Source organism: Desulfuromonas acetexigens (genome assembly GCF_900111775.1).
GTDB classification, from domain to species: domain Bacteria; phylum Desulfobacterota; class Desulfuromonadia; order Desulfuromonadales; family Trichloromonadaceae; genus Trichloromonas; species Trichloromonas acetexigens.
The window spans coordinates 341,220-363,623 of the sequence record NZ_FOJJ01000001.1 but is presented as its reverse complement, the minus strand read 5'-3'; the positions used below and the strand labels follow the sequence as shown (position 1 = coordinate 363,623).

The 22,404-nt window shown below is 59.9% G+C and carries 23 protein-coding genes and 1 tRNA gene; 19 read left to right on the top strand and 5 right to left on the bottom strand.

Annotated elements, in window-relative coordinates:
* Nucleotides 1–6: 6 nt before the first annotated feature.
* Both holB and tmk read right to left on the bottom strand, forming a co-directional pair.
* Nucleotides 7–975: a DNA polymerase III subunit delta' gene (holB, locus tag BQ4888_RS01755; RefSeq protein ID WP_092052845.1), complete on the bottom strand. Its 969-nt coding sequence runs from the start codon at nt 973–975 to the stop codon at nt 7–9.
* The gene (gene tmk, locus BQ4888_RS01750) at nt 972–1,622 is read right to left on the bottom strand and encodes a dTMP kinase (RefSeq protein ID WP_092052842.1); all 651 of its coding nucleotides are present in this window, start codon (nt 1,620–1,622) and stop codon (nt 972–974) included. The genes holB and tmk overlap by 4 nt, the downstream gene beginning before the upstream one ends.
* A 134-nt stretch (nt 1,623–1,756) precedes the next feature.
* Between tmk and BQ4888_RS01745 the strand changes: the two genes are divergently transcribed.
* The 18 genes from BQ4888_RS01745 (at nt 1,757) to BQ4888_RS01660 (ending at nt 19,693) form a co-directional block, all read left to right on the top strand.
* Complete coding sequence (locus BQ4888_RS01745) at nt 1,757–2,926, top strand: acetoin utilization protein AcuC (protein ID WP_092052839.1); 1,170 nt, start codon at nt 1,757–1,759, stop codon at nt 2,924–2,926.
* A complete protein-coding gene (locus tag BQ4888_RS01740) occupies nt 2,923–3,750 on the top strand; it encodes a hypothetical protein (protein WP_092052836.1) in 828 nt (275 codons plus the stop codon). Before BQ4888_RS01745 ends, BQ4888_RS01740 begins: the two co-directional genes overlap by 4 nt.
* Nucleotides 3,751–3,787: 37 nt before the next feature.
* Complete coding sequence (locus BQ4888_RS01735; protein ID WP_092052833.1) at nt 3,788–4,756, top strand: tetratricopeptide repeat protein; 969 nt, start codon at nt 3,788–3,790, stop codon at nt 4,754–4,756.
* Nucleotides 4,757–4,867: 111 nt separating this feature from the next.
* Nucleotides 4,868–6,358 (top strand): hypothetical protein, encoded by a 1,491-nt coding sequence (locus BQ4888_RS01730; RefSeq protein WP_140396577.1) that lies wholly within the window; start codon nt 4,868–4,870, stop codon nt 6,356–6,358.
* Nucleotides 6,355–7,122 carry an MlaE family ABC transporter permease gene (locus BQ4888_RS01725; protein WP_092052828.1) on the top strand — a complete coding sequence of 256 codons (768 nt, stop codon included), beginning with the start codon at nt 6,355–6,357 and terminating at the stop codon, nt 7,120–7,122. The genes BQ4888_RS01730 and BQ4888_RS01725 overlap by 4 nt, the downstream gene beginning before the upstream one ends.
* 20 nt (nt 7,123–7,142) lie before the next feature.
* Nucleotides 7,143–7,958, top strand: coding sequence for an ABC transporter ATP-binding protein (locus BQ4888_RS01720; RefSeq protein ID WP_092052826.1), 816 nt, complete (start codon nt 7,143–7,145; stop codon nt 7,956–7,958).
* Between the two features lie 2 nt (nt 7,959–7,960).
* Nucleotides 7,961–9,049 (top strand): MlaD family protein, encoded by a 1,089-nt coding sequence (locus BQ4888_RS01715; RefSeq protein ID WP_092052823.1) that lies wholly within the window; start codon nt 7,961–7,963, stop codon nt 9,047–9,049.
* Nucleotides 9,050–9,360: 311 nt separating this feature from the next.
* Nucleotides 9,361–10,383, top strand: a complete 1,023-nt coding sequence (locus BQ4888_RS01710) for a DmsE family decaheme c-type cytochrome (protein ID WP_092052821.1) — start codon at nt 9,361–9,363, stop codon at nt 10,381–10,383.
* Nucleotides 10,384–10,416: 33 nt separating this feature from the next.
* On the top strand, nt 10,417–12,459 hold the full coding sequence (locus BQ4888_RS01705) for a porin family protein (protein ID WP_092052818.1): 2,043 nt from the start codon (nt 10,417–10,419) through the stop codon (nt 12,457–12,459).
* 78 nt (nt 12,460–12,537) lie between these two features.
* Nucleotides 12,538–13,458: an ABC transporter substrate-binding protein gene (locus BQ4888_RS01700; RefSeq protein WP_170232764.1), complete on the top strand. Its 921-nt coding sequence runs from the start codon at nt 12,538–12,540 to the stop codon at nt 13,456–13,458.
* 176 nt (nt 13,459–13,634) lie between these two features.
* A complete protein-coding gene (locus tag BQ4888_RS01695) occupies nt 13,635–14,939 on the top strand; it encodes an aminotransferase class I/II-fold pyridoxal phosphate-dependent enzyme (RefSeq protein WP_092052812.1) in 1,305 nt (434 codons plus the stop codon).
* Between the two features lie 48 nt (nt 14,940–14,987).
* Nucleotides 14,988–16,304 (top strand): tRNA nucleotidyltransferase/poly(A) polymerase-related protein, encoded by a 1,317-nt coding sequence (locus BQ4888_RS01690; protein WP_092052810.1) that lies wholly within the window; start codon nt 14,988–14,990, stop codon nt 16,302–16,304.
* Between the two features lie 14 nt (nt 16,305–16,318).
* Nucleotides 16,319–16,393: transfer RNA gene (locus BQ4888_RS01685), tRNA-Gly, on the top strand.
* Between the two features lie 359 nt (nt 16,394–16,752).
* Nucleotides 16,753–17,526, top strand: a complete 774-nt coding sequence (locus tag BQ4888_RS01680) for a type II toxin-antitoxin system death-on-curing family toxin (RefSeq protein ID WP_240746287.1) — start codon at nt 16,753–16,755, stop codon at nt 17,524–17,526.
* Between the two features lie 110 nt (nt 17,527–17,636).
* Nucleotides 17,637–17,834 (top strand): DNA gyrase inhibitor YacG, encoded by a 198-nt coding sequence (locus tag BQ4888_RS01675; RefSeq protein WP_092052805.1) that lies wholly within the window; start codon nt 17,637–17,639, stop codon nt 17,832–17,834.
* An 18-nt stretch (nt 17,835–17,852) separates the two neighbouring features.
* Nucleotides 17,853–18,224 carry a 6-carboxytetrahydropterin synthase QueD gene (gene queD / locus BQ4888_RS01670; protein WP_092052804.1) on the top strand — a complete coding sequence of 124 codons (372 nt, stop codon included), beginning with the start codon at nt 17,853–17,855 and terminating at the stop codon, nt 18,222–18,224.
* Nucleotides 18,196–18,957 carry a 7-carboxy-7-deazaguanine synthase QueE gene (locus BQ4888_RS01665; RefSeq protein ID WP_092052801.1) on the top strand — a complete coding sequence of 254 codons (762 nt, stop codon included), beginning with the start codon at nt 18,196–18,198 and terminating at the stop codon, nt 18,955–18,957. Before queD ends, BQ4888_RS01665 begins: the two co-directional genes overlap by 29 nt.
* A gap of 13 nt (nt 18,958–18,970) precedes the next feature.
* On the top strand, nt 18,971–19,693 hold the full coding sequence (locus tag BQ4888_RS01660; RefSeq protein WP_092052799.1) for a creatininase family protein: 723 nt from the start codon (nt 18,971–18,973) through the stop codon (nt 19,691–19,693).
* Between the two features lie 94 nt (nt 19,694–19,787).
* Here BQ4888_RS01660 and BQ4888_RS01655 read toward each other — a convergent pair whose 3' ends face one another.
* The 3 genes from BQ4888_RS01655 to rsmD are packed head-to-tail and all read right to left on the bottom strand — an operon-like array spanning nt 19,788 to nt 21,063.
* Nucleotides 19,788–19,985: a DUF1858 domain-containing protein gene (locus tag BQ4888_RS01655; RefSeq protein WP_092052796.1), complete on the bottom strand. Its 198-nt coding sequence runs from the start codon at nt 19,983–19,985 to the stop codon at nt 19,788–19,790.
* A gap of 18 nt (nt 19,986–20,003) precedes the next feature.
* On the bottom strand, nt 20,004–20,489 hold the full coding sequence (gene coaD, locus BQ4888_RS01650) for a pantetheine-phosphate adenylyltransferase (RefSeq protein ID WP_092052794.1): 486 nt from the start codon (nt 20,487–20,489) through the stop codon (nt 20,004–20,006).
* A 4-nt stretch (nt 20,490–20,493) separates the two neighbouring features.
* The gene (rsmD, locus tag BQ4888_RS01645) at nt 20,494–21,063 is read right to left on the bottom strand and encodes a 16S rRNA (guanine(966)-N(2))-methyltransferase RsmD (RefSeq protein ID WP_092052791.1); all 570 of its coding nucleotides are present in this window, start codon (nt 21,061–21,063) and stop codon (nt 20,494–20,496) included.
* A 129-nt stretch (nt 21,064–21,192) separates the two neighbouring features.
* On the opposite strand from rsmD, the gene BQ4888_RS01640 reads away from it, so the two are divergent.
* Nucleotides 21,193–22,359, top strand: a complete 1,167-nt coding sequence (locus BQ4888_RS01640) for a deoxyguanosinetriphosphate triphosphohydrolase (protein WP_240746286.1) — start codon at nt 21,193–21,195, stop codon at nt 22,357–22,359.
* The last annotated feature ends 45 nt before the right edge of the window (nt 22,360–22,404 follow it).

Genomic DNA, 22,404 nt, shown 5'->3' with positions numbered 1-22,404 from the left:
ATTTTATCAGGCGGCCAGCCGCATCAGCAGTACTTCCAGGGCGAGCTGGCGATTGACGTTACGTTCCAGGTGGCGACGGCCGGCGTCGATGGCGTCGAGCTTGGCCAGCAGCGAGGGGAGGCTTTCCCGCGCCGCGACGCGACGGATCTTCTCGGCCAGGTCGATGTTGACCAGTTCCTCTTCCGGGCGTCCTTGCCGGTAAAGAAGCAAATCCCGGTAAAAAGCCTGAAAAATGTCGAGGATATCGAAAATCCTGTCCTTGTCATCGGCCAGGGTTTGCGCCAGCTCGAAAAGAGGCAGAACCCGCCCGGGGGCCAGGGCGGTCAGGGCCTTGAGCAGCTCCCGCCGTTTTTCCAGGTAGAGATCACGATCCTTGCCCAGGGCCTTTTTGAAGCTTCCTTCGGAGAGGGCCGCCAGAATGTGCCCCTGGGTGGCATCGAGGGCCATGCGCTCGAGCAGTACTTCTTTGAGCTGCGCCTGAGGCAAACGGGTAAAGGGGAGGCGCTGGCAGCGGGAGCGGATGGTGCTCAGAATACTTTCGGGGCGGCTGCTGAGCAGGATCAGCAGGGCGTCGCCGCTCGGTTCCTCCAGGGTCTTGAGCAGGGCGTTCCCCGCCGCCGCGTTCATCCGTTCGGCGCCGTCAATCAGGCAGACCTTGCGCGGCCCTTCCAGGGGTCGAAAGGCCAGTTCCTTCTGCAACGCCCGCACCTGTTCGATTTTGATCGTCTGTCCTTCCGCCTCAAGAATGTGCAGGTCGGGATGGTTATGATGATCGATCTTGCGGCAGGCCGGGCAACTGCCGCAGCCTGTTTTTTCCGCGCAGAAGAGCGCTCTCGTCAGTGCGATCGCCATGAGCCTTTTGCCGACCCCCTCGGGACCTTCGAAGAGATAGGCGTGGGCGAGGCGGCCGTGGGCGAGGGCGCGCCGCAGGATATCCTTTTGCCGGTCGTGGCCGAGGATCTGGCTGAAGGTCACAGTTGGATGCCTCTTTCCGCCAGAAATTCATCGAGAACCCGGTCAATCCGTCCGGCAACGGCGGCGACTGTCCCGAAGGCGTCGACGACGCGAAAACGCTCGTGACTCTCGGCGAGTTGCTGGTAGACCACGCGCACCCGCTGATGAAAGGCCAGCGTCTCCGCCTCGAAGCGCCCTTCATGGGCGGTACCGTCCTGGTCATTGCGGCCGATTGCCCGGCGCAGACCTTCTTCCACCGGCAGATCGAGCAGGAGAGTGAGGTCGGGTTGCAGTCCGTCCGTGGCGATTCGGTTCAGGGTCTCAATGGTGGCCGACGGCAGTTGCCGTCCCCCGCCCTGGTAAGCGACGGTCGCGTCGGTGAAACGATCGCAGAGCACCCAGGTGCCCTGGCTCAGGGCCGGTTGGATGACTTCATCCACATGCTGGGCGCGGGCGGCGGCGTAAAGGAGCAGTTCCGCACGGGGAACCAGGGTGGCATTGGCCGGATTGAGGAGAATGCGGCGAATGGCGTCGGCGATGGCGCAGCCGCCCGGTTCGCGGGTCGCCAGCACCGGTATCCCCCGGTTGGTCAAGCGCGCGGCCAGGGCCGCGATCTGGGTCGACTTGCCGCAGCCTTCCCCGCCTTCAAAGCTGATGAAAAGCGCCATGGATTCCAATCTTCCGGTAAAATCGGGATATTATAGGTAGCCCCCCGGGAAGAATCAAGGAAAACCTGTATTCACGCGGTTTCCCGGGCAATCCCTGGTTGACCTTTGCCAGCGCCCGGTGTAAAACAGGCCCCATGTCAAAAACAGTTGCCAATTCAGACTCTTGGGCTCTGGTCTATTCACGCCGCTTTGACGATTTCACCTTCGGCGAAGACCATCCCTTCAAGGTGGCGCGCTACCGGCTGACCTATGAGCTGTTGCGCATGCTCGGCCTTTTGGATCTTCCCGGCGTGCGCCAGGTCGAGTGCCCCTTTGCGCCGGAAGAGTTGCTGGCCGGGTTTCATGCCCCCGGCTATCTGGCGACGCTCAAGGAATTCAGCCGCGACAACACTCCCCGGGCGAATTTCCGCTATGGCCTGGGAGATGTGGAAAATCCTGTTTTCCAAGGCGTTTATGAATGGTCGCTGCTCGGTTGCGGCGGCACCTTGGAAGCCGCCCGTCAGGTCGTGGACGTGGGTTGCCGGGTCGCCTTTTCCCTGGCTGGCGGCTACCATCATGCCCACGCCGCCCGCGCTTCCGGTTTCAGCTACCTGAACGATGCGGTCATCGCCATCCAGGAGCTCGTCCGCCGGGGCTTGCGGGTCGCGTATGTGGATATCGACGCCCACCACGGCGACGGCGTGCAGGAAGCTTTTTATACCAGTAACCAGGTTCTCACCATCTCCCTGCATGAATCCGGGGAAAACTTCTTTCCCCAAACCGGCTTTCCCCAAGAGTTGGGAGAAGGGGAGGGGTACGGCTACTCGGTGAATCTCCCTTTTCGTGCCCATTCCGACGATCTGATTTTCGAGCAGGGCTTTCGCAGCGTCGTTCTCCCCATGTTGCGGGCTTTTGCCCCCGATGTACTGGTGACCCAGATGGGGGTCGACACCTTGCGCACCGACCCCCTCACGCGCCTGGAAATGACCACCGGCACCATCGAATACGCCGCTCGTGAGTTTCTCGCCACGGGCCTGCCCTGGGTCTGCATCGGCGGTGGCGGCTACGAAAAGCTCAACGTCGCCCGCTCCTGGGCGCTCCTTTGGGCCGCCATCGTTGGGGCCGAAGTTTCTGATCACCTTCCCGACGACTTTGTTGCGTTGATCCGCGACCTGGGCTACGACGACACCCGTTTGCGCGACGTGCCCCACCTGGCGCAGCCTAACGACTTCGCCCGCGCCCAGGAATCCCTGGAAAAAAATCTGCGGGTGCTTGAACGGAAACTTTTCCCATTGCACTGCATTTCTACCGGAGGTGGCCGATGAAGGCCGCCGGCGGTCATCTCCTCGATCCCGACGGCTTTCCCCTCTTCAGTCTGAAGGATATCAATCGCCTGCCGATGGGGGCAAAAGAGACAATTTATCGCCGCCTGGTTCCCGAGGTTTTCTTTGAGCGTTTCGCCATCGATCGCGAAACCGGGATGGGGGTTGATGGACGAAAGCGGATTACGACCATCTGTCCCGATGGTATGGGTCTTTTGCGTATCGAGGTCCGGCGCGATCCCGGGGATGAGGATTGTCTCTTTTTCGTGGAAGTGGCCGACACCCCTTTTCGCCAGATCGAATTGAGCTTCTGCCTGATCAACGACCCTGACGCCCCGCGCTTCGACATCGACCGGGACGAACACGGGCGGGACAACTGCTTCGGCACGTTGCGCCGCAATCTCGATGAGGAGGTGAAAGCCATGGCCGCCGGGCTCTCCCCCAATCAGGTGCGCCGCGGTTTGAAGATGTTCTCCGGCTTCTTCCGTCAGTTCGAGGACTTCGTCACCTCCCTCGGCATTGACATCATCGTCGCCGAACCCCTCTCCTACAGCAACGCCATCCGTTACGAGCGCTACGGCTTCGATTACATCACCGGCAAGCAGCTGATGCTCTGGATCAATCAGGAATTTCACCCCGGAGGTGAGCTCTTCCGGCGTCTCGACGGCTCGACCCCCTTCCGGCAACCGGGGATGGAAGAGACCGTGCGTGGCCGCGCCTGGGCGATCCACGACGGCATCCTTTCCGGACCCTGGGACGACATAAAAATCTACAAGACCGTCGGCGTCAACGCGGGGATCGACACCTTTCCCGAACGGCTTTTCTGATCGAAAAGCTTAATCCATTACTTTAAGGATTTTTGCCATGTCACCGTATTCAAACGAACTTTCTCTCGATCCCGAACATTTCACCCTGTGGGCTCCCGAAGCGGGGATGACCGTGCCGGTGGGCCCCGAACAGACCCCTGTCCCGTTGCCGGTGATTCCGCTGCCGATCCATCCCGAAGCCCTCAAGGATGGAGCTCCTTCCGCCAATGCCATCGGCGAAGGAATTTACGACTATCTGCGCCAGTTTCCCGACTGCCTGCGCAATCGTCCCTATGCCGAACTCCTGCGCGATGCCTACCCACACTATCTTGCCGACCTCGGCGCCCAGATCCTCATGCTCGATCACAAGGAAGTGGACAGTTTCTATATCCGCCGCAAGATCACCTACATGAAGATCCTGGCTTTGCTCGACGCAGAGAACCTCGGCCTGCGCCTGCGTCTGGGCATCGAATATTTTCAGCTGTCCCAGATGTTCAGCGAGTTCGCCGAGGCCCGGGCCTATCTGCTCAAAGCCATGGGTTATCTGCAGGAGGTGGTGAAAGCGCAACCGGACAATCTTCAGGCGCAAAATGTGCTGGGACGCATCGATTATCTCTTCGGCGATTACCCCTCGGCCGTCACCCGCTGGCGGCAGGTTGTCGACAAACTCCCCCCGGGGGAAGCCCGCGCTGCCCTAAGCGAAATGGTGGCGCGCCTGCAAGGCCAGGAATTGCCCGAAACACCGCTGATTGACGATTATGAACACATCGGCGCGGCGATGGAGCTTTACGGCCAAGGGCATTTCGAGGAGGCGGTTACCACCCTTGATATCATCGAGGAACGGGGCCGATTCACCACCGAGATTCCTTGCTGCGAGTTCTTTTATTTTCTCGGGATGTGCCGGAGTCGGATGGGAAATACCGGTGGTGCCTTCGAGGCGTTGGAAAAGGCGCTCGAACTCAATCCCGACTATACTCCGGCGCGGGAAGCGATGGATCGCTTGCTGGAGACGGGAAAAGCCGACTGAGCGGTTGCCGCAAAGTTTGAATCCGCACCGGGCTATTGTTGAGTTTAATCCTGTCCCGTGCTAGGATCGACCCGCTTTTTATTAAAATGTCTTTGTCTTGCGAGGAAGTCCTTGGGCAACACCTCCTTCACGCCCTTTATGCCGCTATTGCTGCTCCTTTGTACGCTGTTGTTGCCGGCATTTTCTTCCCCGGTCCAGGCGGAGGAGGAGGGGTCTGTCCGGACGTTGTGGCCGCTCTTCGATTACCGCGCTTCCCCCGTTTCCGACTACCGGGTTCTGCATCTTCTCGGGCCGCTGCTCAAGTTCGAGAGCAAGGGGGTAGAGCGGGAATTCGCCTTGCGACCTTTGCTTTACCGCGCCACCGATGGCGAGGATGAGCGTTTCGTCCAGGTGCTCTATCCGCTGCTGACCACGTCCCGTTCCGCCGAGGAAACCAACTGGCGTGGCCTGCAGTTCCTCGATTATCGCGCGCGGCACGACGAAAAAGAGGAGGGGAGCCGTTTCACCCTCTTTCCTTTTATCTTTTCCCGGCAGGGAGCCGGGGAGGGGAAGGATTATTTCGCCTTCTTTCCTTTCGGCGGGAAGCTGCGGGAACGCTTTGGCCGGGACGAGATCCGTTTCACCCTCTTTCCCCTCCATGCCCGGACGATAAAAGATGAGACGCAGACCGAGCATTGGCTGTGGCCCTTCTTTTCCCGGAGTCAAGGGCCGGACGAGTCGGGGGTCGGCATCTGGCCACTGTGGGGGAGCAGCCGCAAGGATGGGGTCTATCGCAAAGACTATTTTCTGTGGCCGATCTTTTTTTCCGAGGATCTCCAGCTTGACGGCGACAATCCCCGACGGATTCGCGCTGTCTTCCCCTTTTATCTGACCGATGACTCACCGGCCTATTCCCGCAGTACCTGGCTCTGGCCTTTCTTCGGTCATGTCATCGATCGGCGGCGGAATTTCGAGCAATGGGATCTGCCCTTTCCCCTGGTGCGTCTCACCAAGGGGGAAGATCGTGAAGGGCTGCGCTTGCTTCCCCTCTTTGCCGACGAACGGGTCGGCGAGCAGCGCAAGCGCTGGTTTCTTTGGCCGCTCTATAAAATTGAGGAGAACCGCAACGAAAACTATCGCTTTCGCCGGGATCGGGTCCTTTTTTTCCTCTATTCCAACCAAGAGGAAACCCTGGCAGATGAATCCGTTCCCTATCGTAAACGCATCGATCTTTGGCCCCTGGTTTCGTTTCGGCGCGCCAATAACGTCAATCATCTGCACCTGCTGTCGCTATTGGAGCCGATCTTTCCCGAGCAGCCAGGCATCGAACGGAACTGGGCTCCCCTCTGGCGCCTTTATCAGCACAAGTGGGACGATTCGGGCAACAGCGCTTCCAGCTTTCTATGGAATCTCTACTGGCAGGAGCGGCGCGGCGAGGATCGGGCGGTGGAGGTCTTTCCCTTCTTCCGCTACACCCGTCGGGACGGCGCGGGGACGGACCTGAGCCTGCTCAAAGGATTCTTCCGCTACCGCCATGACGGCGACGGCGGGCGCATCAATCTCTTCTATCTCCCCTGGCCTCTGGCCTGGGGCGCTGCAGCGGCAACGGGAGAAACCCCATGATCGAGGCGATCGGCCGGCAACTCATGAATATGGCCCAGACTGCCGGCGAGATGGTGCGACTCTTCGCCCAGACCATCTATTTCTTCCGCGCCGCGCCGCGCAATCTGCCGTCGATCTTCCGGCAGACCGCTGAAGTCGGCATCGGCACCCTGCCGGTAGCTTTGGTGCTGGCCCTCTTCGTCGGCATGGTGCTCGCTCTGCAGACCGGATCGGAGCTGGCTCTTTACGGCACCCAGGAAGTGATCGGGGCGATTGTCGGCCTTTCCATGGTCAAGGAGTTGGGGCCGGTGATGACCAGCCTGCTGGTGGCCGGGCGGGTCGGCTCGTCGATGGCCGCCGAGGTCGGAGCGATGCAGGTTTACGAGGAGATCGACGCCCTGCGCACCCTGGAAATCAACCCGGTGCGCTATCTGGCCATGCCCCGTCTGCTCGCCTGCCTGCTCGCGGTTCCTTGCCTGGTGATCTTTTCCATGCTCATCGGCATCGCCGGTGGGGCCTTTATCAGCAACGTCAATCCGTTGATCGATGTACCCTACAACGTCTATTACGAAAACCTGATCCGTGCCATCGGCTATGAAGAGATTTTCAAGGGTCTGACCAAGGCTACGGTCTTCGGCGGCATCATCGCCCATGTCGGCTGCTATGTCGGCTTCAAGACCAAAGGCGGGGCGCGGGGCATCGGCCAGTCGACCACTCGTGCCGTGGTCATGTCCTTTGTCATGATTCTGGTGGCCGACTATTTTCTCAGTCGGATGATGATGTGAGCTTTTTCCCGGGAGGAGCGATGTTCAGCGGACTGTTCGCCGACTGGTTTGTTCCCGAGTCGCACGGGGTCACCAACTATGCCGAACCGCGTGGGGTCAGCCTGCGCATCGAGGGGCTGAGTAAATCCTTCGACGGCCGGGCCGTGCTGCGCGACATCCATCTCGATATCGCCCCTGGGGAGACCTTTTCCATCATCGGCCCCTCGGGCACAGGGAAGAGCGTGCTGCTCAAGCATATCGTGGGCCTGATCGAGCCCGATGCTGGGCGCATCCACATCGATGGCGAGGATATCTCCGCCGCCGACAAGGGCGCTTCAAGCTACCGCTACAGCATGGTCTTTCAGACCTCGGCGCTCTTCAACTCCCTGACCGTGGGGGAGAATGTGGGGTTGTGGCTCAGGGAAAAGCGGGTCTGTCCCGAAGAGCGCATCCGCGCCATTGTCGCGGAAAAGCTCGCCCTGGTCGGGCTGGAGGGGAACGAGGAGAAACTCATTTCGGAGCTTTCCGGGGGGATGAAGAAGCGGGTCGCTATCGCCCGCTCCCTGGCGATGAATCCCGATCTGATCCTCTATGATGAGCCGACCGCCGAACTCGATCCGATTACCTCCGACGAACTCGCCCAGGTGATCATGGATCTCAAGGCCAAGGTCAACCTCACCACCGTCATCGTCACCCACGACCTGAGTTTCGCCCTGTATCTCTCTGATCGTATCGCCATGATCGACGGCGGCGAAATCGTGGTGGTCGGCACACCGGATGAAATCAAAAACAGTCAGAATCCCGTGGTGCGCAAATTTCTTTACACCAACACCAAGGGGATCAAGGGAGACGTCTGAATATGGCCATGTCTACCGAAAAACGGGTGGGGATCTTTTTTCTGCTAACGCTTTGCGTCCTCGCGGTGATGATCGAGCTTGCCGAAGACTGGCGCCCTTTCAGTAAAAGCAAGGACTATCACACCTTCTTCCGGACGGCGGTGGGCCTCAAACTCGGCGATCCGGTGCGTATGGCCGGGGTCGAAGTCGGCAAGATCCAGACAATCGCCATCGTCGATTCGCGCGTACGCATCGACTTCCAGGTTTCCGAAACAACTGAAATCCGTGAAGATTCCATTGCTGAAATCCGCCAGACCAATCTCTTGGGCGGTCAGTTTCTCGGCCTGGAATTCGGCTCGCCGGACCGGCCGCTCTTGCCCTCCGGCAGCGCCCTGCCATCGGTGGAGCGGGCCAATATCGACCAGTTGATCACCAGCTTCGACCGCAACCAGGAGCGAGTTTTCGGTGAGATCGGCGCCCTGGTCGGCGATAGCCGTGATTCCATCGTCAACGCCTCGACCCGACTGGAAAACATTCTGCTCAAGATTGACGAGGGGAGCGGCAGCCTCGGCCGTCTGGTCAATCACCCCGGTCTTTATGACGATTTCAACGGCGTGCTGAGCGAACTCAAGACCCTGCTCGCCGGATTGCGCAACGGTGAGGGCACTCTCGGCCGGTTGATGACCGATCCGACCCTGCACGACGATGCCGTGCGGGTCGTCGCCGACCTGCGCGATATTGCCGACGGTCTGAAAAACGGGGAGGGGACCCTGGGCCGCCTGCTCACCGATGACCAGCTCTACGACCGGGCCAATGAAGCCGTCGCCCAACTCGGCGAAGTGGCGACCAAGGCCAATAACGGCACCGGTTCCCTGGGCAAACTGGTCAACGACGAAGCCCTGTACAACGAAGTGCTGGCGAGCGTCGAGCGCATCAACAGCATCGCCGCCAAGATCGATCGGGGGGAGGGGAGCCTCGGTCGGTTGGTCAACGAGGACAGCCTCTACCGCGATGCCGTCACTACCTTGCGCAAAGTGGAAAAGGCCATGGACGGCATGAGTGACGCGGGTCCGGTGTCCGCCCTGGGAACGGTGGTCGGCACTCTGTTCTAGGAGGCTGATGAAAAACACCCATCTGCGGCGTTGTCCTCATCCCTCGTCAACGACGTACCTTTCAGGTACGCCTTATTCCTCAGGATTTCGTCCGCCTTGCATCTGGGCATTTTTGATCAGCCTTGGAAAGCAAGCACCTGCTAGGCTGAGGGAAAACGTCCATCTGCGGCAAGGCTCGGTCATATCCCCCGAGGCCGTTGCGCCAAATGGCGGAACGCTTCCAACGGTGAGAAGTCAAAGCGGATAAAAAGTCCAGTAATCAGGCCATTCACTCAAGATGTGCTGATTTTCATGTTTCTTGCATACCCGACATGTTTTGTCGTACTGCATTTACGGGAGATTTCGTCGTGATCGTTAAATTGCTGCTGCCCGCCTGTTTGCTGGCTGTCGTCGGGTGTTCCGACCTCCACCAGTTGCGGAGCGACAATCCGTTGCTCCCCATCCGTGAATACGAACAGATGATCGTCGGGCGCCTCGACGCCGATTACGTCGGGGATGAAAACTGTCTCGGCAAATGTCACTCCCATCAGCCGATACACGACGATTTCCGCCGTTCGGTCCATGGCGAGCAGATTGCCAGTGATACCGGATTGCCGCTGGTCAACTGCGAATCCTGCCACGGTCCGGGGAGCCTGGCGGTCAAGGATGTCGGCTCCAATAAAGAGGATAAGTGTAAATTCGACACCCTGCTCCAACTGGAGCAGTTACCCGCCCCGGCCCAATCCCTCATCTGTCTCAAATGCCACTCGGCTTCGTCGACCCCGGTCCTCACCTACTGGAACGCTGGTACCCATGCCAACAACGACGTCAGTTGTTTCGACTGTCACGCCCTGCATCTGGGCCCGCAGCAGAAGGTCAGCCGCAAGGAGATGGACGCCATGTGCTTCAAGTGCCATCCCGAAGTGCGGGCGGAATTCGCCCAGTTCTCCCACCACCCCGTCCCTGAGCACAAAATGGCCTGCATCGATTGCCATGAGCCCCACGGCTCGGCCCAGGATCATCTGCTGCGCGGCCTGACCCGCAAAGACACCTGCACCCGCTGTCACATGGAATACCAGGGGCCTTTCGTCTTCGAACATGCCGATCTCAACGAGAATTGCGGCAATTGCCACGCCTCCCACGGTTCGCCGAACCGGCCGTTGCTGAAGAGTTCCCAGCCCTTCCTCTGCATGCAATGCCATTCCGGACATCTCGGCGAGCATGTGCCGTCCCTGGAAGAGAACAATCCCGCCATGAAGGGGGCCTTTTACAGCCGCTGTACCGATTGCCATTCGTCTATTCACGGCACCGATGTCCCGTCGTCCCGGGGCCGGGGCACCTTTATCGCCCGCTGATCGAGGGATTCAGCCCGTATACAGGAGTTCGCTGTGAAGATCATCAGATCGACCTTTTTTCTGACCTGGAGCCTGTTGCTCTGCTGCCTTGCCGGGCAACCGACCTTGGCGGTGGAAGCTGCCACGAGCGACCCCACCTTGCGTTCCTCGCGCATTTCCCTCGGTTATCGCGCCGTCGATGTTCAGGACCAGGCCGGTCGCGCCGCCCAGTACACCCTCTTTGATTCAGGGGCGACGGTGGCGACGGAGATCAAGTATCTCAACCCCAGCCTGCGTTTCATGATCGAAGGGGAATATCTCAACGACAGCGATTACCTGCTCGAAACCGACCTCGATTATCGCGGACTGGTGCGGCTGCATGCCTCCACGGAAAAGCTCTACCATCATCTCGACTATATTTCCTATGATCGCCCCGATGCCGTCGGTACCACCCTGAGTGAAGAAGGGCTCGAACAGGTTGAGATCCTCTTCAGCGACCGTTCCCCCGGGGAGACGGCCGGCCTCGAAGTCGGCATCGACAAGGTCAATCTCCGGACCAAACTTCCCGTTTATCCCGTACACCTGAATCTCGGGTACTGGCGCCTGCAACGCTCCGGGCATAAACAGCTACGTTATCTCAACGAAGATTGCACCGCCTGCCATCTGGAGAGCAAAAGGCAACAGGTCGACCGGGTGACCGAGGAAGTGACCCTGGGGCTCGATGCCCATGTCGGCTATGTCAATGTCGCCGTCGAGCAGGTCTTTCGCGAATTTCGCAATCGTGAATCCGTCCCTTTCGACAGCTTCGGCGCCATCGGGGAAGACGGTGATAATTACCGCGCCGCTGGCGACTACCAGCACGACGCAACACCCGATTCCCGCCTGACCGCCACAACCCTCAAGGTCAGTACCTCCCCCTCGGGCGGATTCAATGCCGCTGCCGGGTACACCATCGGCAAGAAGGAGAATCTCTCTCGCCTCGCCGATGTCTCTTCGGCCGATGCGGAAACGGACTTTCACAAGGCGTCGGCCGATCTCACCCTGACCCCCCGGCCCGAATTTACCCTCAATTTCCGTTACCGCATGCTCGACCAGGAAAGCAGCAGCGCGGCGCAACTGCTGGTCGGTGGTCTGCTCGGGGCCGACTCCGTCACCACCCGTCAGAACATGGATCTGACTCGGGCCAGCTATTTCGGCAAGCTCTCCTGGCGTCCCGTCCGCCCGTTGACCCTGATGGTGGAATTCGAGCACCGCGACCTCCATCGGGACCGCACCGGGGAGTTTTACGATTCCACCAACCCCTATTACGATCCCCTCTGGGAGCTGCCCGAGGACGAGCGGATCAACCGCTTCCGGGTCAGTCTCATCGCTCGGCCCCTCGGTACTCCTCGACTGAAGGTCAACAGCTGGTATGAACTCCAGACTTCCGACGCCCCCGCTTACGGCGCTTCCCTGGAAGAACGCCATCGCTTCTATGCCGGAGTGGCGTGGAATCCCACGGACCGTTTCGGCGCTACCGCCAACTTCCGCCTGACCGACGGGCGCAACAGCAACTTTGATCGCGCCGGTTGGAACCGATCTCTCGATCGCCGGCAGCAGCAGGAAGATGTTACTGCCGGTTTTTGGGCCCAACTGACCGACAGCGTCAGCACCAATCTCTATTACGGTTTTCTTCGTTCCGACCTGCGCCAGGATCTGACCTACGGCTTCGGCGCCGAAGACGACAACAGTCTTTTCGATAGCGATGTCGACTATCGGCAGCGGGTTCATACCCTGACCTTTTCCACCAGTTGGCAGCTGCGCGAACGGCTGCGGACGCTCTTCGAAGCGCGCTATATCCGCTCCCGGTCGTATTTCAATCCTGGCTTCCTGCCGGAGAACCTGCCCAATGTCGGGCCGGTCGATGCCTCCGATCTGCGCTCGCTGAGCGAGTTGGAAATCGTGCAGATGGGGCTGGGACTGGGACTGGAATGGACGCTGGCCAAGGGGTGGAACTGTTCGGCCCGTTTCTCCCATGACGATTACGAAGACCGGAACAACAGCCATTTTGATGGAGCGGCCCAGCTGTATATGCTCAGCGTCGCCCGCTCCTGGTAAACCATGACCCCGATTAAGGTCTTTTTTGTGCGGATAACCCAAGTTATTTCACGATACTTCCTCTGTGGGCTGCTGTTGGTGCCGGTTCTTTTCGTTACCAACGCCGGTTCCGCCTGGGCCAAGGAGAAATCCTTCGTCGCGGTGATCATCACCGGTGACCTCGAGCGCTATCGTCTGGCGCACGAAGCCTTTCTCGAAACGGTGCGACAAGCAGGGCTGGAACAGAAACTGGAAGTCTACGTGCAGACGCCCAATCCCGATACCATGTCCTGGACCAACAGCATCCGCAAGGCGGTGGGGATCGGCGCCGACGTCATCGTCACTTACGGCGCCCCGGCGACGCTGGTGGCCCGCAAGGAGGCGCGGGGGACGCCGGTTCTTTTCGGCGACGTCTATGATCCGGCGGCCTTAGGCATCCTTCCGGAATCGAGCAAGAATCTGACCGGCGCCAGCGGCAAGACTCCCATGGAGACTCTGGTCAAGGCCTTTCGCGAGATCTTCCCCGTACAAACCATCGGCGTCCTCTTTTCCTCGTCCGATGCCGGCTCGGTTTTGCAGGTCCGGCGCCTCGGCGAGATCCTGTCCAAAGGTGGAGTGTCGCTGGTGCCCAAGGATATTGCCGCGGCCGGGGAAATCGACTCGGCGTTGAGGGTCATGAGCGGCTCTGTCGACAGCCTCTTCGTTGCCGACAGTGCCGTTCTGCACCTGGGTCTCGGCCGGATCATGGCCTTTGCCGCGCGGGAAAACCTGCCGGTGATTTCCCAGATCCCCTCTCTTTGCGATTTGGGTGCGCTGGTTTCCCTGGAAGCCGATCCCCAAGAGCAGGGGGAGGTCGTGGCGGAGATGCTCGGCAAGATTCTTTCCGGGGTTTCTCCGGCAGAGATGGAACTGCATACGCCGCGCCGGGTCTCGTTGGTTATCAATCTGCAGGTCGCACGACGACTCAATCTCAAGGTTCCCTTCCAGACCCTGGGGATGGCCACCCGGGTTATTCGCTAGGCGTCCCGGGGAAAAGAGCCGCCGGGCCGCACCTGTCCTTTTTTATCGTATACGGAATCCGCGAACACATTCCCGTTGACAAGCTTCTCGCATTGCTGATTTAATTCCGGCTTGGCGCGGTTTCTTCCAGATTCGCGACCTTAAATGCTTGGATACCACACCCCAGGAGGACCATGATGAATCCATTGGCAGTCGAACTCAACGAACAGCTTTCCCAACACAATCCCTATGTTCTTGAGATGCTCTCGGACCTCGGCAAGAACCTCTTTTTTCCCAAAGGGATTCTTACCCAGTCGGCCGAAGCCAAGGATAAAGCGCACAAATATAACGCCACCATCGGCATCGCCACGGAAAAGGGCGGCCCGATGTTCCTGCAGTGCATTCAGGACAAGCTCTCGGCCTTCGATCCCAAGGACATCTATCCCTACGCGCCGCCCGCCGGCAAGCCGGAACTGCGCTCCCTGTGGCGGGAGAAGATGCTTCGCGAGAATCCCAGCATGCAGGGGAAACACTTCAGCAACCCCATCGTCACCAATGCCCTGACCCATGGCCTCTCCATCGTCGGCGACATGTTCCTCGGCGTCGGTGATCATCTGGTTCTGCCCGACATGCTCTGGGGTAACTACAACCTGACCTTCGGCACCTGCAACGGCGCCATCGTCAAGAAGTTCCCGACCTTTACCGCCACCGGCGGCTATGACGTCGCCGCCTTCAAAGCGGTGCTGACCAACACCGCCGCCGAGAAGGGCAAGGCCGTGGTGCTGCTCAACTTCCCCAATAACCCCAGCGGTTACACCCCGACCATCGCCGAAGGGGACGCCATCGTCGCCGCCATCAAGGAAGTCGCCGAGTCCGGCTGCAACATCGTCGCCATCACCGACGACGCCTATTTTGGTCTCTTCTACGAAGACTGCATGAAAGAGTCGCTCTTCGGCAAACTGGCCAACCTGCATCCGCGCATCCTGGCGATCAAACTCGACGGCGCCACCAAGGAAGAGTTTGTCTGGGGCTTCCGCACCGGCTTCATCACCTTCGCCGACGGCAAGAGCGGCGAGAATGCCCCGGTTCTGACCGCCCTCGAAAAGAAGACCATGGGCATCATCCGCGCCAAGATCTCCAACTGCCCCCATCCGTCGCAGACCTTCGTTATCGAGGCACTGCGCTCGCCCAAGTTCCTGGAGCAGAAGGAAGAGAAGTTCCAGGTCATGAAGGGCCGGGCGCTCAAGACCAAGGCCGTGCTCAACAGTGGCAAGTACGATAAGGCCTGGGATTACTACCCCTTCAACTCCGGCTACTTCATGTGCCTCAAGCTCAAGACCGTCGACGCCGAGAAGCTGCGCGTACATCTGCTCGACAAGTACGGTGTCGGGGCCATTTCCATCAACAAGACCGACCTGCGCATCGCCTTCTCCTGCATCGCCGAGGAGAATATCCAGGAGCTCTTCGACATCATCCATCAGGGCGTGCTCGATCTGGCCTGATCCTCTTTCGACCCGCAAGGCCCGCTTCGGCGGGCCTTTTTTTTACCTATGGATAACCTTCACACCCAACTTGTCGCCGCCCGTATCCTGCCGGACCTGCTCGACGTCCTTTCCGGCCGTCCCTGTTGGCTGGTCGGCGGCGCCCTCCGTGATGCCTTGCGCGGCGAAGCCTCCAAGGATTTCGATCTGGCGACGCCGGGCGACCCCACCCCGATAGCTAAGGCCTTTGCCGCGCGCATCCGTGGCCACTGGTTTCTCATGGATTCACTCCGTCACCAGAGCCGGGTGGTCGTTCCCGCGCAAGCGGGGGGCTGGGCCTTCGATTTCGCCCCCCTGCGCGCTGCGACTCTGAACGAGGATCTGCGCCTGCGGGATTTTACCGTCAACGCCGTCGCCTGGCCGGTTGCCTCTTCCGTGACCAGCGCGGAGTTTATCGATCCCCTCGGCGGCCGGGGCGACATCGACAGTTGCCTGCTGCGCGCCTGTTCCGTCGGCGTCTTCCACGACGACCCCTTGCGGGTGCTGCGCGGGGTTCGTCTTGCCGCCACCCTGGGGATGGAGATTGAAAGCGAAACCTTCGCGCTCATGGGCGAAACCGCACCGGAATTGGCCCAGGTCGCCGGCGAACGCATCCAGGGGGAACTGGCGCTGATTTTTGGCGTCAAGAAGGCAGGGAAGAGCCTCGCCCGGTTGCGCGACCTCGGCCTGCCGCCGCTCCTTTTCGGCCCACCCGAGGTCCAGGGCTCCTGGGAAGAGGGCGTGCGCCTGACGGCGCGGATCGTTGCCGGGCTTGCGCAGGGGGCAGGAGAACTGCTCGCGGAATTCCCTGAAGAAGAGGGGGAGGGGGGCTGGAGTGCCGCGGCCCTGCTCAAGTTGGCGGCGCTCCTCGCCGGTTATCGGCCGTCCAGCGACGTCGGGATGCATCTGCGCCTGAGTCGGCGCGCGGGCAACCTTCTTCGCCGGTTGCGAGAATTGCCGCCTGAAACCCTGGACGAACTGCGGCTTTTGCGTGACGCCGCCCCGCGCCGGCGCGCCCTCTGGGTCGAACAGTTGGGCGCCGAGCCGGTGCTGGGGCTGACCTGGCTCCTCTCTCAGGCCGATGACCCGCGCCCCTGGCTACCCGAGGCGCGGCGAGCACTGAACGACTATCACGATCATCTTCGTCACGGCCGTATTCCCGACCTGGTCGACGGTGCCTGGCTGCGGCAAAAGCTCGGGCTGAGCGACGGCCGGAGGATCGGCGAGACCCTCCGAAAGCTGCGCGCGGCGGAGCTTTCCGGCCAGGTCAAAACCCCGGATGAAGCCTGTAAGCTTCTTGAATCATTGGCCGAAAAAAACATTGACAAAGAAATAGATCCCCCCTAGAATGCACCTCCATCGCGGGAATAACTCAGTGGTAGAGTGTCAGCTTCCCAAGCTGAAGGTCGCGGGTTCGAATCCCGTTTCCCGCTCCAAGAAAAGTGCAAAGGCCCGGTCATTCGACCGGGCCTTTTTTTCGACTCTTTCCTTTGGGGATAAATCCCTCCCGAAATCTTTACATTTTTTTATGGATGATTTAGCCTGCTCGGGATTGATTCAAGTGCATTCATGGGAGGGCAAAATGACGGGCGGTAGGTCTTGCAGCGGGGAAGTTCTACTGTTTCAAGCCGAGGATGGCAAGACTCGGCTTGAGGTTCAGCTTGACCACGAGACGGTTTGGCTGAACCAGGCACAAATGGTCACGTTGTTTGAACGCGATGTATCCGTTGTTTCCCGGCATATCCGAAATGTTTTTGCCGAAGGTGAGTTGCCTGAAAAAAGCAATTTGCAAAAAATGCAAATTGCAAATTCCGACCGTCCGGTTGTTTATTACAGCCTCGACGTCATCATCTCTGTCGGCTACCGGGTAAAATCCCGACGTGGCACGCAGTTCCGGCAATGGGCGACGCGCGTCCTGCGCGATCACATCGTCAAAGGCTACACGGTCAACGAACAACGCCTGCGGGATGAGACGGCCAAACTTCGGGAGATGCAACAGACCGTCGATCTTCTCGCCCGCACCCTGACCACCCAAGAGCTGGTGACCGAAACCGGCAGGGATGTGCTGCGGGTGATCAACGATTACGCCTATGCCCTGGCTACCCTTGATCGCTACGACCATGGCTCCCTGAGCATTGAAGCGACAACCGGCCAGGCGCTGCGCGTGATCGACTACGACGAAGCCATCGGTATCGTCTATGCCATGAAGGGAGAGTTTGATGGGCTCTTCGGCATCGAGAAGGATCAGGGCTTCAAGAGCGCCCTCGGCACTATCTACCAGACCTTCGACGGCAAGGAACTTTACCCCAGCGTTGAAGAGAAGGCCGCCAATCTCCTCTACTTCGTGGTCAAAAACCACGCCTTTTCCGACGGCAACAAGCGCATCGCCGCCGCCCTGTTCATCTATTTTCTCGCCACCAACGCCATTCTCTACCGCCCCGACGGCTCCAAGCGCCTGGCCGACAACGCCCTGGTGGCACTGACCCTGCTCATCGCCGAGAGCCGTCCCGAGGAGAAAGAGACCATCGTCAAAGTCATCGTCAACCTGATCAACCGGAGCAACGATTAATCCTGCCCCAGCCGCAAACTCTGCGGATGTGAATGCGCCAACGCTTGAACGCTTGGCTTCCGTTTCGCTAACAGGTAAGATGACCACCAAACTTGTCACAGGATGCACCCATGACCGCCAAAGTAGAAGTTCTCAAGGTTCGCTGCCCTCGCTGCGGGGCGCGGGTGAGTTGGGCCGGCAATGAAAACCGGCCCTTTTGTTCGGAAAAGTGCCGGCTGATCGACCTTGGCCGCTGGGCCGACGAAGAGTACAGCATCGCCGGGCAACCAGTCATGCCCGTCGACGAAGAGGATTCAGAATCTTACTGAAATAAAAAGGATAACATCATGTATCGCCTGAAAATTCATACCCATTTCGCCGCCGCGCACAATCTCATCAACTATCAGGGGGATTGCGAAAACCTGCACGGCCACAACTGGAAGGTCGAGGTCACGGTGACCGCCCGCGAACTGGACAAGGCTGGGCTCGGCATCGATTTCAAGATTCTCAAACGCGAGACCAAGGCCGTGCTCGATCTGCTCGATCACAAGTATCTCAACGAGATCGAGCCCTTCGTGAGCAACAGCCCGTCCTCGGAGAACATCGCCCGCTTCCTCTTCGAAAAGCTCACCGCGCGCCTCAATACCGACAATGTGACGGTCTACAAGGTCAACGTCTGGGAATCGGAATATGCCTGCGCCAGCTACCTCGCCGACTGACGGCCACCTGATCGAGGTCTTTTCCTCCATCCAGGGGGAAGGGCTGATGGTCGGCTGCCGGCAGATTTTTGTGCGCCTGGCCGGCTGCAACCTCGATTGCGCCTATTGCGACACCCCCTTCGCGCCAACGTCCGACTGCCTGGTCGAGGAAACCCCCGGCTCGGGCACCTTCCGTGCGCTGCCGAATCCGGTTTCTTTACCGACTCTGCTCACTCTTCTCGAAGATTGGCTGGTGCGGACGCCGGGAGTGCATCACTCCCTGAGTCTCACCGGCGGCGAGCCGCTGCTGCACGGCAAACTGCTCGGGAACTGGCTGCCCGAACTGGCGCGACTATTACCGCTGCACCTGGAGACCAACGGCACCTTGCCCGAGGCCCTGGCGCCGTTGTTGCCGCATCTGGCTTTCATTTCCATGGATCTCAAACTGGCGTCGGTAACCGGGTGCCCGACCCCCTGGGACGTTCATCGGCGTTTTCTCGAAGTCGCACGAAATAATCCCGGACAGGCCAAGGCGGTGGTGGGGCCCGATACCGCCGGGGAAGAAATCGAAGCCGCCGCTCGGCTCTTGCGGGAGACGGCCCCGGAGTGGCCGTTGATTTTACAGGCGTTGACGGTCGACGGGAAGGTGGCCGTTTCCGGCCGCGAGCTGCTCGTTTTGCAGGAGACGGCGGCGCGGATTCATCCGCCGGTGCGGGTCATCCCCCAGACCCATCGCCTGCTCGGGGTTTTGTAGGGGAGGAAAAAGAATGATTATAGAAGAGCTGACCATGCCCGAGTTCGTCGCCGGGCTGGAAAAGACCCGCACCGTCCTCATTCCCTTCGGCGCCACCGAGGAGCACGGTCCCCATCTGCCTTTGTCGACCGATACCCTGCACGCGACCGAGGTCGGGCGCAAGCTGGCGGCGCGGCGGCCGATCTTCATCGCTCCGCCGATTCCTTACGGCGTCTGCCGGTCGACTTCCTGCCATCCCGGTACCATTTCTATTCGCACCGAAACCCTCAAAGCCCTGGCTTTCGATATCGTCTCTTCCCTCTACGGGCAGGGTTTGCGTACCTTCGTGCTGCTCACCGGCCATGCCGGCGGCACCCATCTGTCGGCGCTGATCGATGTCGGCGAGGAGTTGCTGGTCCGTTTCGCCGACTGCCGGATCGCGGTTCTGACCGAGTACATGCTGGCGGCAAAGGAGGGGAGGGGGTTGATCGAGACGGAAGGGGATTCGCACGCGGGGGAGATCGAAACGTCGCGGATTCTGCACAGCCATCCGCAGTTGGTCAAGGGGACGGCGGCGCGGGAGTTTCCCGATTTCCCCGCCGGAATTCTGGTGCGGAACAAACGCCGCTGCTGGCCCGGCGGAGTCTGGGGCGACCCGGGCAAGGCGAGCGCGGAGAAGGGGGCACGGCTCGAAGGACTGGTGGTCGCGGCCCTGGAACGCCTGGTCGACCAGTTGGAAACGATGGAAGACTATTGAAGAAGAGTGCAGAGACATCCACCCTGCCGGCTTAGGTCTTTACTCTCCGTTTTTTCTCTGTGATCTCGGTGTTCTGTGGTGAAACGATACTGATTCAGGCGGCGCCGATGGCCCGGTTCAGTTCGGTCAGCAGGGCCTCGACATCGACCGCATGCACTCCCGCCCCATGTCCCACCTCCTCGAAAGCGGCAATCTGACATTCGTTGCAGTCGAGCCCGAAGCTTTTAAAAACAGCGATTGTTTCCGGGTGCTGCCGCATCACCTCTTCAATAATCATATCTTTGGTGATCATGCCGTTCTCCTTTTTCGCCTAGCGTCCGTGCTTGCGGTCGAGCGCCAGCTTGACCGCCGGGGGGACGAAGGGGTCGATGGGACCATTGTGGTTGGCCATTTCCTTGACGATGGAGGAACTCAGGTAACCGTAGGGAACCGAGGTCATCATGAAGAGGGTGTCAATCTGGTCGTTGACCGAATGGTTCATCTGGGCGATCTGGAATTCGTATTCAAAGTCGGAGACCGCCCGCAGGCCGCGCAGGATGACCCGCGCCCCTTTACGGGCGACGTAATCGATGAGCAGGCCCTGAAAGGAGTCAACTTTCAGTCGGGGGTTGTCGCCGAGGGCTTCGCGGATCATCTCCACCCGTTCGTCGATGGTGAAGAGGGCATTCTTTTCCGAATTGCGGGCGACCGCGACGATCAGCGTGTCGAAGACTTCCAGGCCGCGATGAATGATGTCGATATGACCGTTGGTGATGGGGTCGAAGGAGCCGGGATAGACGGCGATATGTTCGCGCATGCGGTTATTCCTCAGATTCCGGATAGCGGTAAAGGTGGATGCGGGTGATGCCGTAGGCGCGCTCATCGACCCGCACCAGAGGCTCGAAAGTATCGGGAAGAATTTCGTTTTTGCCCGTTTCGGCGCAAAGTACGCCGTTTCGGGCGAGAAAACGACCGGTGGCGAGGGTGCGCAGCAGATTCGGCAGCAGATCGCGGCCGTAGGGGGGGTCGAGAAAGATCAGGTCGAAGGGCTTGTCTTTTTCGAGAAGATTCAGGGCGCGAGCAGCCTCGGCGCGGACCAGGGTACCCCGATTTTCCACGTTGCAGGCGCTGAGGTTGATGGGGATGACCTGGCCGGCGTCGCGACCGGCATCGACCAGCCAGGCGTGGGCAGCTCCCCGGCTCAGGGCCTCGATGGCGAGGGCGCCAGTGCCGGCGAAGAGGTCGAGGACCTTCATCCCTTCCAGGGGGCCGAGGCGGCTGTAGAGCATACTGAAGATGGCGCCGCGCACCTTGTCGGGAGTCGGACGGATGGCCTCGCCGGCAAAGGTCGTCAGGCGTTTTCCTTTCGCCGTCCCGCTGATGATGCGCATGCGCAGATCCGTCCCTGTGATTAATCCGTTTAAATCTCGTAAGTTTCGGGAAAAACTAGCACGATCCCCCAGCAAGGTCAAGAACTTAGCCGTCTTTGTGCCTTGACGGATGGGGGTAAAAAGTGTTTAATGCCATTTTTTGAATATTCAGAGGAGCCGGCCATGGAACGCCCCGATCTCGCCCCCTATGCCGCCCGCGCGTCCCAGAGCCGCGGCCGCCGTCATTCCGAACCGTTCAAGGACGATCGCCCGCCCTTCGAGCGGGACCGGGACCGCATCATCCATTGCGCCGCCTTCCGTCGTCTCGAATACAAAACCCAGGTCTTCGTCAATCACGAGGGGGATTACTACCGCACGCGCCTGACCCACTCCCTGGAAGTGGCGCAGATCGGCCGGGGCATCGCCCGACAACTGCGTCTCAACGAGGATCTGGTCGAGGCCCTCTCTCTGGCCCACGACCTCGGTCATACCCCCTTTGGTCACACCGGTGAGCAGGTGTTGAACCGTCTGATGGCCGATTTCGGTGGCTTCGAGCACAATCAGCAATCGCTGCGGGTGGTGGAAATTCTCGAAGAACGCTATCCCGGCTTCACCGGCCTCAATCTCTGCTGGGAAACCCGCGAGGGGATCATCAAGCATTCCACCGACTACGACCAGGCGGCCGATGCATCCGTCGCCGAATACGATCCCAAACTGCGCCCGACCCTGGAAGCGCAAATCATCGATCTCGCCGACGAAATCGCCTACAACAACCACGACATCGACGACGGGCTGAAGGCGGGGTACATCGGGCTGGAGGATTTGGACACCCTTTCCCTGTGGCGGGATACCTGGCGGAGGGTAGAGGGGAAGTTTCCCGGGCTCGATCGCCAGCGGCATATTCACCAGACGATCAGCCATCTCATCGGCGTGTTGATCGACGATCTGGTGCGAACGACCGAAGACGGTCTGCGCCATGCGGGCATCACGACCCAGGAGGAAGTTCGCCGCCAGCCCCGTCGGCTGGTCCGGTTGAGTGACGAAATCCGCCTGAAAAACAACGAATTGAAGATCTTTCTGCGCAACAAACTCTATCGCCATTACAAGGTAGAACGGATGCGGGTCAAGGCCGAACGCATCCTTGAGTCCCTTTTCGAGAACTACCGCCGCCATCCGACCCTGCTTCCCTACGAAATCCAGGACAAATTTCCCCAGCACGGTATGGAGCGTTCCATCTGTGACTATGTCGCCGGTATGACTGACCGCTTCGCCATGGATGAATATATTCGTTTCCATGAACCCTACGAGCGGGCTTAATCCTGCTGGCGTGTTAATTGCAAGTGATTAAAAACGTTTACCCGT